14 protein-coding genes are annotated in these 15,181 nt (G+C 62.7%); 12 read left to right on the top strand and 2 right to left on the bottom strand.

The annotated features are described in order from the left end of the window. From dusB to hflX, 8 genes are all read left to right on the top strand, one after another. Positions 1 to 1,026 (top strand): tRNA dihydrouridine synthase DusB, encoded by a 1,026-nt coding sequence (dusB, locus tag NKI16_RS21210; protein WP_352784207.1) that lies wholly within the window; start codon positions 1 to 3, stop codon positions 1,024 to 1,026. After that, positions 1,023 to 2,165 carry a two-component system sensor histidine kinase NtrB gene (locus tag NKI16_RS21215; RefSeq protein ID WP_023675075.1) on the top strand — a complete coding sequence of 381 codons (1,143 nt, stop codon included), beginning with the start codon at positions 1,023 to 1,025 and terminating at the stop codon, positions 2,163 to 2,165. The genes dusB and NKI16_RS21215 overlap by 4 nt, the downstream gene beginning before the upstream one ends. Further along, positions 2,162 to 3,622 carry a nitrogen regulation protein NR(I) gene (gene ntrC, locus NKI16_RS21220; RefSeq protein ID WP_023675074.1) on the top strand — a complete coding sequence of 487 codons (1,461 nt, stop codon included), beginning with the start codon at positions 2,162 to 2,164 and terminating at the stop codon, positions 3,620 to 3,622. The genes NKI16_RS21215 and ntrC overlap by 4 nt, the downstream gene beginning before the upstream one ends. A 129-nt stretch (positions 3,623 to 3,751) precedes the next feature. Next, a complete protein-coding gene (locus NKI16_RS21225) occupies positions 3,752 to 6,037 on the top strand; it encodes a sensor histidine kinase NtrY-like (RefSeq protein WP_023675073.1) in 2,286 nt (761 codons plus the stop codon). Next, positions 6,027 to 7,388, top strand: a complete 1,362-nt coding sequence (gene ntrX, locus NKI16_RS21230; RefSeq protein ID WP_023675072.1) for a nitrogen assimilation response regulator NtrX — start codon at positions 6,027 to 6,029, stop codon at positions 7,386 to 7,388. The genes NKI16_RS21225 and ntrX overlap by 11 nt, the downstream gene beginning before the upstream one ends. Positions 7,389 to 7,476: 88 nt before the next feature. Beyond that, positions 7,477 to 8,340 carry a D-amino-acid transaminase gene (locus tag NKI16_RS21235; protein ID WP_352621747.1) on the top strand — a complete coding sequence of 288 codons (864 nt, stop codon included), beginning with the start codon at positions 7,477 to 7,479 and terminating at the stop codon, positions 8,338 to 8,340. A gap of 145 nt (positions 8,341 to 8,485) precedes the next feature. Continuing rightward, a complete protein-coding gene (gene hfq / locus NKI16_RS21240) occupies positions 8,486 to 8,731 on the top strand; it encodes an RNA chaperone Hfq (RefSeq protein ID WP_006202172.1) in 246 nt (81 codons plus the stop codon). Then, entirely contained in the window at positions 8,732 to 10,123 is a 1,392-nt protein-coding gene (gene hflX, locus NKI16_RS21245) for a GTPase HflX (protein ID WP_352923651.1), read from the top strand. A gap of 6 nt (positions 10,124 to 10,129) precedes the next feature. On the opposite strand, the gene mazG is transcribed toward hflX, so the two are convergent. After that, on the bottom strand, positions 10,130 to 10,954 hold the full coding sequence (gene mazG, locus NKI16_RS21250) for a nucleoside triphosphate pyrophosphohydrolase (RefSeq protein WP_352621751.1): 825 nt from the start codon (positions 10,952 to 10,954) through the stop codon (positions 10,130 to 10,132). Positions 10,955 to 11,090: 136 nt separating this feature from the next. Continuing rightward, on the bottom strand, positions 11,091 to 12,275 hold the full coding sequence (locus tag NKI16_RS21255; protein WP_352593875.1) for an amino acid aminotransferase: 1,185 nt from the start codon (positions 12,273 to 12,275) through the stop codon (positions 11,091 to 11,093). 218 nt (positions 12,276 to 12,493) lie between these two features. Between NKI16_RS21255 and NKI16_RS21260 the strand changes: the two genes are divergently transcribed. The 4 genes from NKI16_RS21260 to NKI16_RS21275 are packed head-to-tail and all read left to right on the top strand — an operon-like array spanning position 12,494 to position 15,116. Beyond that, positions 12,494 to 13,027 carry a sigma-70 family RNA polymerase sigma factor gene (locus NKI16_RS21260; RefSeq protein WP_502897431.1) on the top strand — a complete coding sequence of 178 codons (534 nt, stop codon included), beginning with the start codon at positions 12,494 to 12,496 and terminating at the stop codon, positions 13,025 to 13,027. Then, on the top strand, positions 13,024 to 13,797 hold the full coding sequence (locus NKI16_RS21265) for an anti-sigma factor family protein (protein WP_352471852.1): 774 nt from the start codon (positions 13,024 to 13,026) through the stop codon (positions 13,795 to 13,797). The genes NKI16_RS21260 and NKI16_RS21265 overlap by 4 nt, the downstream gene beginning before the upstream one ends. 24 nt (positions 13,798 to 13,821) lie before the next feature. Beyond that, on the top strand, positions 13,822 to 14,529 hold the full coding sequence (locus tag NKI16_RS21270) for a Bax inhibitor-1/YccA family protein (protein WP_352621753.1): 708 nt from the start codon (positions 13,822 to 13,824) through the stop codon (positions 14,527 to 14,529). Positions 14,530 to 14,561: 32 nt separating this feature from the next. Then, positions 14,562 to 15,116 carry a DUF2076 domain-containing protein gene (locus tag NKI16_RS21275; protein WP_352621755.1) on the top strand — a complete coding sequence of 185 codons (555 nt, stop codon included), beginning with the start codon at positions 14,562 to 14,564 and terminating at the stop codon, positions 15,114 to 15,116. The last annotated feature ends 65 nt before the right edge of the window (positions 15,117 to 15,181 follow it).

A 15,181-nucleotide genomic window follows, 5' to 3' on the forward strand; every position in this document is an offset into this window, starting at 1 on the left:
ATGCCTGATGTGACCAAATTGGCTTCGCCGCTGGACGTGGGTGGCGTGAGAATCCACAACCGCGTGTTTCTCGCGCCCATGTCGGGCATTACCGACGAACCGTTCCGGCAGCGCGCCCATGCGCATGGCGCCGGGCTGGTTGTTTCGGAAATGGTGGCGAGCGGGGAGCTTGCAAAGGGCAGGGCTGGCTCGGGCCTGCGCATCCGTCATTCCGGGCTGCCTGTCCACATGGTCCAGCTTGCCGGCCGCGAGGCGGTGCACATGGCCGAGGGCGCGCGAATCGCGGCCGGCGAGGGTGCCGACATCATCGACATCAACATGGGCTGTCCGGCCAAGAAGGTGACGGGCGGCTATGCCGGTTCGGCACTGATGCGAGACCTCGACCACGCGCTGTCGCTGATCGCAGCGGTAGTCGGGGCGGTCGAAGTGCCGGTCACGGTCAAAATGCGGCTGGGCTGGGACGAAGGTGCGCTCAACGCGCCGATGCTGGCGCGGCGTGCCGAGCAGGCCGGCGTCAAGATGGTGACGGTGCACGGCCGCACACGGTGCCAGTTCTATCAGGGCAAGGCCGACTGGCGTGCCATCGCACGCGTCAGGCAGGCCGTCACGATCCCGGTCGTTGCCAACGGCGATGTCGGCTCGCCGGCAGAGGCCGTGTCGATCCTCGACCAGTCCGGCGCCGACGCGGTGATGATCGGCCGCGCGCACTATGGCGCGCCGTGGACTGCCGGCAGCATTGTAGCGACCGCGCTGGCCGAGCCGGTATCTGGCATGCCGGAAAGCCCGCAAGCGCTGTCCGACTACGTCATTGCCCATTACGAAGACATGCTGAGGCTCTACGGCGTGGAAAGCGGATTGCGCCAGGCGCGCAAGCATCTCGGCTGGTATCTCGACCGCCACGCCGCCACAAGCGACGACCGGCGCAAGGCCATACTCACGTCTTTCGAGCCTGGGCGCGTCATTGCCTTGCTGCGCGACGTATTTTCAAGCGCTCCCGAAGCGGCGAACCTGCGGAGTGCGGCATGAACGCCACCGTCACACAGAGCACGGACATGGCGGACGCCGCGCATATTGTGCTCAACACCATTCGTCGGCCGGTGATCATGGTCGATCCGCAAGGCTTCATCACCTTCGCCAATGCCGATGCCGAGGATTTTTTCCGTTCGAGCGCCACGATGCTCGCCCGCAACACGCTGCACAAGCTCATTCCTTTCGGCAGCCCGCTGCTGACGCTTGTCGACCAGGTGCGCGAGCGCCGGGCACCGGTCAACGAATACCGGGTGGACGTGTCGTCGCCGCGGCTCGGCATCGAGAAGGTGGTCGATCTCTACGTCGCGCCTGTGACGGAATTTCCAGGCTCCGTCGTGGTAATGTTCCAGGAACGCTCAATGGCCGACAAGATCGACCGGCAGATGACGCATCGCGGTGCGGCGCGCTCGGTCACCGGCCTTGCCGCGATGCTTGCCCATGAGATCAAGAACCCGCTGTCCGGCATTCGTGGTGCCGCGCAGCTGCTTGAACTGTCGGCGTCCGACGAGGATCGCGCACTGACCAGGCTGATCACCGACGAGACCGACCGCATTGTCTCGCTGGTCGACCGCATGGAGGTGTTTTCGGACGAGCGGCCGATCGACCGCTACCCTGTCAACATCCATGTCGTGCTCGACCATGTCAAGGCAATCGCCAAGAACGGTTTTGCCAAGCGGATCAAGATATTGGAGGACTATGATCCATCATTGCCTCCGGTTTTTGCCAATCGCGACCAGCTCATCCAGGTGTTTCTCAATCTGGTAAAAAATGCCGCCGAGGCGATCGGCAGTGATCCGCAGGGCGAGATCATGCTGTCGACCGCCTTCCGCCCGGGCATCCGTGTTTCCGTGCCCGGAACGCAGGACCGCGTGTCGCTGCCATTGGAATTCTGCGTGCGTGACAACGGTTCGGGTGTCTCCGAAGATATCCTGCCGATCCTGTTCGATCCTTTCATCACCACCAAGCCGAACGGCTCCGGTCTCGGTCTGGCGCTGGTCGCAAAGATCGTCGGCGAGCATGGCGGCATCATTGAATGCGAATCGACGCCGCGCGGCACCACTTTCCGCATCCTGATGCCGGCGTGGAAAGAAACTCAGTTTGGCACCGACGACGACGGTGAAGGAGACCGCAAATGACCGTTCGCGGCAATATTCTCGTCGCTGACGACGATGCGGCCATCCGCACAGTCCTCAACCAGGCGCTTTCGCGCGTCGGTCACGACGTGCGCGTCACCTCCAATGCCTCGACGCTGTGGCGCTGGGTGGCGGCGGGCGAGGGCGATCTGGTCATCACCGACGTTGTCATGCCTGACGAGAACGCCTTCGACATGCTGCCGCGCATCAAGAAGGCGCGACCGGAACTGCCGGTCATCGTCATGAGTGCGCAGAACACGTTCATGACTGCGATCCGGGCCTCCGAAACCGGAGCCTATGAATATCTGCCGAAACCGTTCGACCTGACGGAGCTGCTCAACATCGTCAACCGCGCGCTTTCCGAGCCGCGGCGGCCCAAGATCGATACGCGTGCCGACGAGCCGCCTGAAACCATGCCGCTGGTCGGCCGCTCGGCGGCCATGCAGGACATCTACCGCATGCTGGCGCGCATGATGCAGACCGACCTGACGGTGATGATCTCGGGCGAATCGGGTACCGGCAAGGAACTGGTGGCGCGCGCGCTGCATGAATATGGCCGTCGTCGTGGTGGCCCCTTCGTCGCCATCAACATGGCGGCGATCCCACGCGACCTGATCGAATCGGAACTATTCGGGCACGAGAAGGGCGCCTTTACCGGCGCACAGAACCGCTCCACTGGCCGTTTCGAGCAGGCCGAAGGCGGCACGCTGTTCCTCGACGAGATCGGCGACATGCCGATGGAAGCGCAGACGCGGCTGCTGCGTGTGCTGCAGCAGGGCGAATACACCACGGTCGGCGGCCGCACGCCGATCAAGACTGACGTGCGCATCGTCGCTGCCACCAACAAGGACCTGCGCACGCTGATCAATCAGGGGCTTTTCCGCGAGGACCTGTTCTACCGCTTGAACGTTGTGCCGCTCAGGCTGCCGGCGCTGCGCGAGCGGTCGGAGGACATTCCGGACCTCGTCCGCCACTTCTTCAAGCTCGGCGCCAGTGAAGGCTTGCAGACCAAGCGCATTTCCACCGGCGGCATCGAGCTGATGAAGCGCTACCCATGGCCCGGTAATGTGCGCGAACTCGAAAACCTCATCCGCAGGCTGGCCGCACTGTATTCGCAGGACGAGATTTCCGCCGAGATCATCGAGGCGGAGTTGAAGACCGGCGAAAGGCCGGTCGTTCCAGGTGGCGGCAACCTCATTCCCGATGACCTTTCCATCGGCCAGGCGGTGGAGCATTTCCTGCAACGCTATTTTGCCTCGTTTGCCGGCGACTTGCCCCCGGCCGGGCTCTATCAGCGAATCCTCTCCGAGGTCGAATACCCGCTGGTCCTCGCCTCGATGACCGCAACGCGCGGTAACCAGATCAAGGCTGCGGAATTGCTGGGGCTCAACCGCAACACGCTGCGCAAAAAGATTCGCGAACTCGGCGTCAACGTCTACAAATCGTCCAGGCAGGTCTAGACGAATCCCTTTACGAGCGCTTTCCAGGGGATCGATTGCCGAAAGATTTCCGTCTCGGCCACACTTTGTTGCATAATCGCCACAATGCGTTGCATACATCCGACGCAATCAATGGCTCTAGACGGCGACATGGCCCTGCACGCACCGACACTGAGCAAATCGCTTTTCAGCAATACGGGCGCGCGAGACGGTCGCCGGCTGCTTGCGCTGCCGGGCGTGATCGCCGTTGCCGGTGCGCTGGTGACGGCGGCGATCTCCTTCGCCATTCTGGTCGGCGCGACGCCGATCACGCCCGACGCGAGGACGACGCTGGCGCTGATTGCGCTTAATGCGGCGTTCGTCCTGTTTCTGATCTTGCTGGTCGGCCGCGAGGTGCATCGCATCCTGATGGCACGACGGCATGGCAAGGCTGCGTCGCGCCTGCATGTGCGCATAGTGGCGATGTTTGCGCTAGTCGCCGCCATCCCCGCGATCATGGTGGCGATCATCGCGTCGATCACGCTCGACATCGGCCTCGACCGCTGGTTCGAGATCCGCACCAAGACGATCGTCAATTCGTCGTTGTCGATCGCTGACGCCTATGTGCAGGAAAACGCGCGAAATCTTCAGGGCACGACGTTGTCGATGGCTTACGACCTCGACGCTTCGCGCACGCTTTACGGCCTCGATCGTACCGGTTTTCTCGACCTCATGAACAAGGAGGCGGTGGGACGCTCGCTGGCGCACGCAGCACTCATCAAGCCCGATGGTTCCTTCGTTATGAGCGCCAAGACCGACGCGGACTTTGCCATGCCGGAGCCGCCTGAGGGCGCCGTGGCAAGCGCTGCCGACGGCAAGCCGGTGCTGATAGAACCGCGCACCCGCAACATCATGGGTGCCATCGTCAAGCTGCGCGAGATCGACGGCCTCTATCTCTACACCATCCGCCTCGTCGATCCCGAGGTGATCAAGGCGCGGCAGATCGTCAAATCCAACACCGCCGAATATCGCGGTCTCGAAGACAATCGCCGCACCTCGCAAGTGGCTTTCGCGCTTCCCTATCTGTCGCTGACGCTGATCATCATCCTGTCCGCCATCTGGACCGGCATTGCGGTGGCCGACCGCCTGGTGCGGCCGATTCGTCAGCTCATCGGCGCGGCCGATGAGGTCGCTACCGGCAATCTCGACGTAGCCGTGCCTGTCCGCCCCTCCGACGGTGACGTCGCCTCGCTCGGCGACACCTTCAACAAGATGCTGATGGAGCTGAAATCGCAGCGCAACGAGATCCTGTCGGCCAAGGATTTGATCGACGAGCGGCGGCGCTTTTCGGAGGCGGTGCTTGCCGGCGTCACCGCCGGGGTCATCGGCGTCGATCCATATGGCATCGTCACCATCGTCAACCGTTCGGCCGAAACGATGCTGGCCATATCCGCCACGGCAGCGCTTGGGCAGAACCTTTCCGCCGTGCTGCCGCATGTCGGCCGCGTCTTCGAGATCGGCCGCAAATCGGGCAAGCCGGTCTATCGCGAACAGGTCACCTTCTATCGTGCCGGCACCGAACGGACCTTCAACGTGCAGATCACGATTGAAGCCGGCGACGACGGTTCGGAGGATAAATCCTACGTCGTGACAGTCGACGACATTACCGATCTGGTCCAGGCACAGCGTTCCTCTGCATGGGCCGACGTGGCGCGGCGCATCGCCCACGAGATCAAGAACCCGTTGACGCCGATCCAGCTTTCGGCCGAGCGCATCAAGCGCCGTTATGGCAAGGTCATCACCGAGGACCGTGAGGTTTTCGATCAATGCACCGACACCATCATCCGGCAAGTGGAGGACATCGGCCGCATGGTCGACGAGTTCTCGGCGTTCGCCCGCATGCCGAAACCGGAAATGAAGGCCATCGATCTGCGCGATTCGTTGCGCGAGGCCTCGTTCCTGGTCGAAGTGAGCCGCGCCGACATCACCTTCGAGCGCGTCTTCGGCAATGAGCCGCTCAAAGGCACGTTCGACAGCCGGCTGATGGCGCAGGCGTTCGGCAACGTCATCAAGAATGCTGCCGAAGCCATCGACGGACTTGATGCAGAGGATCGTCCGCACGGCATAATCCGGATTCAAGCCGGGCGTCAGAATGGCGCGATTCGAATCGACGTCATCGACAACGGCAGGGGCTTGCCGCGCGAAAACCGGCAGCGCTTGCTCGAGCCTTACATGACGACACGCGAGAAAGGCACCGGGCTTGGCCTCGCTATCGTCAAGAAGATCGTGGAGGACCATGGCGGGCGACTCGAATTGCACGATGCACCAGCGGACTTCCACGATGGGCGGGGTGCAATGATCAGCATCATCCTGCCGGTTGCCGCCACCGTTCCGATACGCGGCGAGGGCAAGACGGAACACGAAAAAGAAACTGAAAAGGTCGGAAATGGCGTCTGATATTCTCATCGTCGATGACGAGGAAGACATCCGCGAACTCGTCGCCGGTATCCTGAGCGACGAAGGTCACGAAACACGCACGGCGTTTGATGCCGACAGCGCGCTGGCGGCGGTCGCCGACCGGGCACCCAGGCTGGTCTTCCTCGACATCTGGCTGCAGGGCTCGCGGCTCGATGGCCTGGCCTTGCTGGACGAGATCAAGACGATGCACCCGAACCTGCCGGTGGTGATGATCTCGGGCCATGGCAATATCGAAACGGCAGTCTCGGCCATTCGCCGCGGCGCCTATGATTTCATCGAAAAGCCATTCAAGGCCGACAGGCTGATCCTCATTGCCGAACGGGCGCTCGAAACCTCCAAATTGAGACGCGAGGTTTCGGATCTCAAGCTGCGCAGCGGCGAGACTTTCGACCTCATCGGCATGTCATCGGCAATGAGCCAATTGCGCCAGACCATCGAGCGCGTCGCGCCGACCAACAGCCGCGTCATGATTATCGGCCCCTCCGGCTCGGGCAAGGAACTGGCGGCGCGCGCCATCCACGCACTGTCGGCGCGCAAGAGTGCACCGTTTGTGACGCTGAGCGCCGCCAACATCACCCCAGAGCGTATGGAGATCGAGCTGTTCGGCACCGAATCGAACGGCGTCGAACGCAAGGTCGGCGCGCTGGAGGAAGCCCATCGCGGCATTCTCTACATCGATGAAGTGGCCGACATGCCGCGCGAGACGCAAAACAAGATCCTGCGCGTGCTGGTCGAACAGCAGTTCGAGCGGGTAGGGGGCACCAAGCGGGTCAAGGTCGACGTGCGCATCGTCTCGTCGACCTCGCAGAACCTGGAAGCCATGATCGCCGACGGCCGTTTCCGTGAGGACCTTTATCATCGCCTGGCCGTGGTTCCGGTCATGGTGCCGGGACTGGCCGAGCGTCGCGAGGACATTCCTTATCTGGTCGACAATTTCATGAAGCAGATCGCTCGCCAGGCCGGCATAAAGCCGCGCCGCATCGGCGACGACGCGCTGGCGGTGCTGCAGGCGCATAACTGGCCGGGCAACGTTCGCCAGTTGCGCAACAATGTCGAGCGGCTGATGATCCTGGCGCGCGGCGACGATGTCGATGCGCCGATCACCGCCGATCTCCTGCCTGCCGAGATCGGCGACGTCATGCCGCGCACTCCAAACAAATCCGATCAGCACATAATGGCGCTGCCGCTGCGGGAAGCGCGCGAACAATTCGAGAAGGACTATCTGATCGCCCAGATCAACCGTTTTGGCGGCAATATCTCGAAGACGGCAGAGTTTATCGGCATGGAACGCTCTGCATTGCACCGCAAGCTGAAGTCGCTGGGCGTCTGACAGCCAAACCAGTCGTGGCCCACCCAATTATCGGTTACGGCGGTCTTGGAATCGCATAAGAAAGCTGGACTTCTTTCAGGGATTAGCCATGCCGCGCATTGCGTATGTGAACGGGCGCTACGTCGCTCACGCCGAAGCTTCCGTGCATATCGAGGACCGTGGCTATCAATTCGCCGACGGCGTCTACGAGGTCTGCGAGGTGGCACGAGGCTTCCTCGTCGACATGCCGCGCCATCTCGCCCGATTGAACCGCTCACTTGCCGAACTCTCGATCGATTGGCCGATCACGCGCGGCGTGCTGCCGCTCGTCATGCGCGAGGTGGTGCGCCGCAACCATGTCGTCGACGGCCTGGTCTATGTCCAGGTGACACGCGGCGTCGCCAGCCGCGAGTTTTTCTTCCCGCCGGCGGACACGAAGCCGTCGCTGGTGGTGACCGCCAAAAAAGCCGATCCAGCAGCTGCCGCGAAGCGGGCCGAGAGCGGGATCCGGGTTATCACGGTGCCGGAGAACCGGTGGGATCGGGTCGATATCAAGTCGGTCGGCCTGCTGCCGAACGTGCTGGCCAAGCAGAAAGCCAAGGAAGCCGGCGCTCAGGAGGCCTGGTTCGTCGATGTCGACGGCACCGTCAAGGAAGGTGGATCGTCGAACGCCTGGATCATCACCGGGGATGGCGTGCTGGTGACGCGGCCGGCCGAGCACGGCATCCTGCGCGGCATCACCCGTACGACGCTGTTCGACGTGGCCGCCAAGCTCGGCCTGAAGATCGAGGAGCGCGGTTTTTCGGTGGCTGAAGCCAAGGCCGCGCGCGAGGTTTTCATCAGCTCCGCGACCACGATTGCCATGCCGGTGGTGGCGATCGATGGCGCTCCCGTCGCCAACGGCCACCCGGGCTCGATAACAGTTTCATTACGGCAGGCCTTTTTTGACGTTGCGGAAAAAAGTCCAGCCTGATAACCGCACAGATGGAATGAACATCAATATATCTCGTTCTGCTTGTCGTTACTGACGGCAAGATGGTGTTTGCGTGCTTGACATGTGCCGGCTAATTTGGCGCATTGGCCTGCAAACCGAAGGGGATCGGCGAAAGACAAGAACAATGGCGGAACGATCGCAAAATCTTCAGGACCTGTTCCTGAATTCAGTTCGCAAGAGCAAAAATCCACTCACCATCTTTCTCATCAACGGCGTGAAGCTGACCGGCGTGGTCACTTCGTTCGACAATTTCTGCGTTCTGCTGCGTCGCGACGGCCATTCCCAGCTTGTCTACAAGCACGCTATTTCCACGATCATGCCGAGCCAGCCGGTTCAGATGTTCGATGGTGAGGAAAGCCAGGGCGCCTGATTGGCACGTGAGAAAGACGCGGACCGCAGCGTTCGCGGAAAACCAGCACATCAGACCGGGACAGAGGCCAACGGCCCGACCCGGGCGGTGGTTATCGTGCCGGTGCTTACCCGGCAGCCTCGTGGCGACGACGACACCAACCGCCCCCGCCTGAGCCGTTCCGCCGAGGCTCGTCGCGACGAGGCCGTCGGCCTCGCCAGCGCAATCGACCTCGACCTGGTCCACACGGCGGTGGTGACCGTCAACGATCCACGCCCGGCGACCTTGCTCGGCAGCGGCAAGGTGGCGGAGTTCGCTGAGATCGTCAAAGAGGGCCACGCGGAAGTGGTCATTGTCGATCATCCGCTGACCCCGGTACAGCAGCGCAACCTCGAAAAAGAGTTGAACGCCAAGGTGCTCGACCGCACCGGGCTGATCCTGGAGATTTTCGGCGAGCGCGCCCGCACCAAGGAAGGCACGCTGCAGGTCGATCTTGCCCATCTCAACTACCAGAAAGGCCGCCTTGTGCGGAGCTGGACCCACCTCGAGCGCCAGCGTGGCGGCGCCGGCTTTCTCGGCGGCCCTGGCGAGACCCAGATCGAGTCGGATCGGCGTGTGCTGCAGGACAAGATCACCAAGCTGAAGCACGAGCTCGAAACTGTGCGCCGCACCCGCGACCTGCACCGCGCCAAGCGCAAGAAGGTGCCATTTCCGGTGGTGGCGATCGTCGGCTACACCAATGCCGGCAAGTCGACTCTGTTCAACCGGCTGACCGGAGCAGGGGTGCTGGCCGAAGACATGCTGTTTGCCACGCTCGACCCGACGCTGCGCCGCGTGCGCCTGCCGCACGGCACGCCGATCATCCTTTCCGATACGGTCGGCTTCATTTCCGACCTGCCAACGCATCTGGTCGCGGCCTTCAGGGCGACGCTGGAGGAAGTGGTCGAGGCAGGCCTCGTCATTCATCTGCGCGACATCTCCGATCCCGATACGGCAGCGCAGGCCGAAGATGTCGAGCGCATCCTTGCCGATCTCGGCGTCGATGCCCGCGATAGCAAGCGCGTCATCGAAGTATGGAACAAGATCGACCGGCTCGACGAGGGCAACCGGGCGCGGCTGCTTGCCGATGGTGCTGACGGCAAGAAGGCACCGCCGATCGCCATATCGGCGGTAACCGGCGAGGGCATCGATGCGCTGAAGGCGATCATTGAGACGATGATGTCGGGCGAACTGGAGACGTTCACCGTCACACTCAAGCGCGACCAACTCGGCGTCGTCGACTGGCTTTACCGCAACGGCGACATCGTCTCGCGCGACGACAATGAGGATGGCAGCGTGACCGTCGCGCTCAAGGCTACACACAGCGCTCGGCAGGAGATCGAAAGCCGATTGCGCCGTCAAAACAACGGGTAGAGGCGTTTACTTCGCGCTTTTTGCCTGCTGCCAGAGCGCTTCCATCTCGTCCAGCGTCGCCTCTTCGAGGCTGTTTCCCGACGCTTGCAGCGTCCGCTCGACATAGTGGAAGCGCGATCGGAATTTTTCGTTGGTGCCACTGAGTGCCGCTTCGGAATCAATTTTGAGGTGCCGGCCGAGATTGACGACCGCAAACAGCATGTCGCCGAACTCATCCTTGATCGGCGCGCTGTCGCCTTTGGCCAGCGCTTCTCGCAATTCGCCGATCTCCTCCTCTATCTTTTCGAGGATCGGTGCCGCCTCGCTCCAGTCGAAGCCGACGCGGGCGGCCTTTTCCTGCAGTTTGAGCGCTCGGGTCAGTGCGGGCAGGGCGACCGGCACGCTGTCGAGAAAGCCCTTGCCATGGTCTTCCGGGTCGAGCCCACGGGTGAGGCGAGCACTGCGCTTCTCCGCCTTTTCCTCTGCCTTGATCTTTTCCCACATGCCCTTGGCCATGCCGGCGCTGCGCGCCTTGTTGTCGCCGAAGACATGGGGGTGGCGGCGGATCATTTTTGTGGTGATGGCCTGGACTACATCGCCGAATGAAAATTCGCCGGCCTCCTCGGCCATTTGCGCGTGGTAGACCACTTGCAGCAGGAGATCGCCGAGTTCATCCCGCAGATCGTCGAGGTCGCCGCGCGCAATGGCGTCCGCCACTTCGTAGGCTTCCTCGATTGTGTATGGCGCGATTGTCGAAAAGTCCTGCTCGATATCCCACGGGCAACCGGTTTCCGGCGCCCGCAGCGCTGCCATGATCTCGATCAGTCGGGAAATGTCTTTCGAGGGTTTCATCTGGGAAACGCTATCCTGTACACGGCTGTGCGGCCAACGGCTTCAGCCGGTGAGGGCGCCTTGTCCACAGATGGGCCGCCAGACCATGATACGAAAGTGGAAGCCGGTTTCCGGAAGATCCTAGTTAGCAAAAGCATCAGTCGAGCACGGAGACTATCGCCTTGGCGAGCGCATCCATGCCGTCCTCGGGCAGGCCGGCAACGTTGATGCGGCTGTCGCCGACCATGTAGATGGCATGCTCGGCGCGCAGCCGCTCGACTTGCGCTTCCGACAGGCCAAGCCGGGAAAACATGCCGCGATGGCTGGCGACGAAATCGAAACGGTCGGAGTTGGACTGCCGCCGCAGCGCCTCGGCGAACTGGACGCGCAGCCGCAGCATGCGCAGCCGCATCTCTTCAAGCTCTGCCTCCCAGTCGGAACGCAATGCGGGGTCTTCAAGCACGATGCGCACCGCCGCCGCGCCGTGGTCCGGCGGCATCGAATACATGGCGCGCGCCGCCGACAGCATCTGGCCCATCGCCAAATCCGCCTGCGCGCCGGCTTTCGCCATGATCAGCGCTGCACCGACTCGGTCGCGATAGACGGCAAAGTTCTTCGAGCAGCTGGAGGCAACGACCATTTCCGGAACTTTTGCCGCCAGAAGGCGCAAGCCGGCGGCATCCACATCAAGTCCCTCGCCAAAGCCCTGATAGGCGATGTCGACAAAGGGCAGCAGGCCGCGCTCAACGACAAGATCGGCAATGGCAGCCCATTGCGAGATGTCTAGATTGGCGCCCGTCGGGTTATGGCAGCAGCCATGCAACAATACGACGTCGCCAGGATTCGCGGTTCTCAATGCATTCAGCATGTCGTCGAAGCGAACCGCACCAGAAGCAGCGTCGAAATAGGGATATTCGCGTGTCTGCAGGCCAGCGGCGCGCATCACCGGCATGTGGTTCGGCCATGTCGGATCCGACAGCCAGACCATCGCGTCGGTGCGGGTCCTTTTCAGCAGCTCTGCTACCAGCCGCAGCGCGCCGGAGCCGCCTGGCGCCTGCGCCGCACGAATGCGCGTCATGTCGGCGGCTGGGCCGAACACCAACCTGGCCATCGCCGCGTTGAAGGCGGTATCGCCGGCAAGGCCGAGATAGGTCTTGGTATCCTGGCCCTGCAGCAGCCGCTTTTCGGCTTCGCGCACCGCGCGCATCACCGGCGTCTTGCCGTCGCGATCCTTATAGACGCCGACCCCAAGATCGACCTTGTCGGGACGCGGGTCGGCGCGATAGAGGCCGATCAAGGCCAGGATCTTGTCGGCAGGCGCGGGCTGGAGATTTTCGAACATCGATAAGGTTCCGTTGGCGGCGGAGTGATACGCAAACCGGCCGTGCTTTGCCAGCAGTTTCATATGCGCCAACTCGGCGCCGGTTTGCCTCGAAGGCGGCCGATACTATCTGGCGGGCGAGAGCGGGCCCGATATCTCCCCGGACGAGAACGCGGCGAGCCGTAAGAAAATTTCGGGGAGAGCGGGATTAACATCCCGACCTGCTCCGTAAACAGGACATGAAACGGCCGATGCCACGCTTCGATATTCTGGGACAGCTCGGTTCGCTGCGCCGCTATGCACGCTCGCTGACGCGCGACAGCGCCGATGCAGAGGATCTGGTGCATGATGCGCTGGTGCGTGCCTATGAGCGACGCGGCAGCTTCCGCTCCGGCGGAAATCTTCGCGTATGGCTGCTGTCGATTGTCCATAATGCATTCATCGACGGTCTGCGGTCCCGCAAATCCGAAGCAATGCGCATCGAACAGGCCGGCTATCTCGCCGAGGCGAATGTCCAGGCTCCGCAGGAACATTCGGTCCGTCTGGCGCAGGTGCGCGAAGCGTTTTTCGAATTGCCGGAGGAGCAGCGTTCGGCGTTGCATCTCGTCGCCATCGAGGGGCTTAGCTACAGCCAGGCCGCTGAGGTGAGTGGCGTGCCGCTTGGCACGCTGATGTCGCGCATCGGCAGGGCGCGTGCGGCCCTGCGCGAGATGGAGGACGCGGTGCCGGCACGTACGAAAGGCCATCTGAAGATCGTCGGAGGTGGATCATGAACCAACTGCGCGATCCCGTCACCGACACCGATCTCGACGCCTATGTCGACGATCAGCTGGACGTTGCTCGTCGCATCGAGGTCGAGGCGTTCCTTTCGGCTCGCCCGGACGCGGCCGCGCGGGTAATGTCCGACCTGCGGATGCGTGACGAATTGCGCGTGGCGCTTGCCGGATCGAAAGGCATGGCGCGGCCCGCGACGGCCGATGCTGCACGGCGGCTGGAGCGGGGATTGGCGCGCGGCCGCGTCCTTGGTGCTTTGCAGCGAGCTGCGGCAGTCGCTGTCTTCGTCGCTGCCGGCTGGCTTGCGAACGGGCTCATCGGACCGATATCGGTGACGGAAGTCGTCGCTTCGACCCATCCGCCGGCCTATGTGGAGGACGCGGTCCGGGCGCACCGCACGACGCTCGTGCGCGAGGCGATGTCGTCGCAACCCGAAGCACCCGGCTACAATGCCGACGAAATCCGCGCCGCGACGGCGATCGTGATGCCATCGCTGCCAGCGGACTGGACGGTCCGTGACGTGCAGATCTATCCATCGCAATTCGGACCGAGCGTCGAGATGGCTGTCGAGACGAAAGAGATGGGGCTGGTCTCGTTGTTCGCGATCAGGCCCGGAACATTCGACGTCGTCAAGCCGACCGTCGTTCCCTCGGGCGAAGTTTCCTCGGCTTATTTCCAGATCGGCGAGGTCGCCTACGCGGTCGTCGGACGCAGCGATGTCGGCGGTCTCGATCGCACGGCCGAAGCGCTCGCCAAAACGCTTTACTGATCGACCTGCAAGAAGGAGAACCACATGAACAATCTCGGATATATCGGGGCCGGAGCCCGAGCCGGAGCCGTCTACGATGAAGGCCTGCGCCGGCACATGCTGCGCGTCTATAACTATATGGGCCTTGGCCTCGTCGTTACGGGCGTGATCGCGTTCGTGGTGGCTTCCACGCCCGCCCTTTACGTGCCGATCTTCTCCACACCGCTGAAATGGGTGGTGATGCTGGCCCCGCTGGCCTTTGTGCTCTTGTTCTCGTTTCGGATGCAGGCGATGTCGGCAGCCGCCGCCCAGGCGATGTTCTGGGCATTCTGCGCGGTCATGGGCCTGTCGCTGGCTTCCGTGTTCCTGGTCTTTACCGGCACCAGCATCGCACGCACCTTCTTCATCGCCGCCACCATGTTCGGCGCGACCAGCCTTTACGGGTACACGACCAAACGCGACCTGACGCAGTTTTCGTCGTTCCTGATCATGGGCCTGATCGGCGTGGTGATCGCCAGCATCGTCAATATCTTCCTGGGCTCGACCGCGCTCCAATTCGCGATCTCTGTGATCGGCATCGCCGTCTTCATCGGCCTCACCGCCTGGGATACCCAGACGATCAAGGAGCAGTATGCGGAAAACTTCGGCGCGGAATCACAGCAGAAACTCGCTGTCTTCGGTGCATTCTCGCTCTATCTGAACTTCATCAACATCTTCCAACTGCTGTTGAACTTCACCGGCGAGCGCGAATAGCCGGCGTTGAACCAAGACCGGAGTTGGACATCATGGACAGAAACGATCAGCAAGCGATCGGACAGCTCTTCGAGAAGTTGGCAAGCGCCGAGCGCCAGGCGCCGCCGCGCGATGCCGAAGCAGAGCGCTTCATCCAGGACCAGATCACCCAGCAGCCTGGGGCGCCATATTACATGGCCCAGACGATCGTGGTGCAGGAGCAGGCCCTGAACGCAGCTCAGGCGCGCATAGAAGAACTGGAGGAGCAGGCGCGGCAGCCGGCCGGCGGTGGACCGCTCAGCGGCTTCTTCGGCCGCAGCGGCGGCAGGCGCTCAGGCTCGGTTCCGCGGGTAGGGCGCACCGCCTCCGTTGCAACTGAAGGGCCGCAGGACACGCCACAACGGGCAGGCGGCGGTTTTCTTGCCGGCGCCGCGCAGACCGCGATGGGCGTGGCGGGCGGCGTGCTGCTCGGCAACGCGATCGCCGGCGTGTTTGGCGGCAGCGAAGCGAAGGCAGTTGAACAGCCGACGCCGAAGCCGGACGAAGCCGATCAGGCAGGCGATTCCAGCTCCGATAATGGCGGTGACTTCGGTGATATGGAGTTCTGACGAGCGACCCAGCCTGTGCCTGTGCTGGCGCTGGTGACGATTGCGGGTCAGCATAGGCGAGGTGG

It is taken from the genome of Mesorhizobium sp. M0698, from assembly GCF_040320455.1.
Lineage (GTDB): Bacteria > Pseudomonadota > Alphaproteobacteria > Rhizobiales > Rhizobiaceae > Mesorhizobium.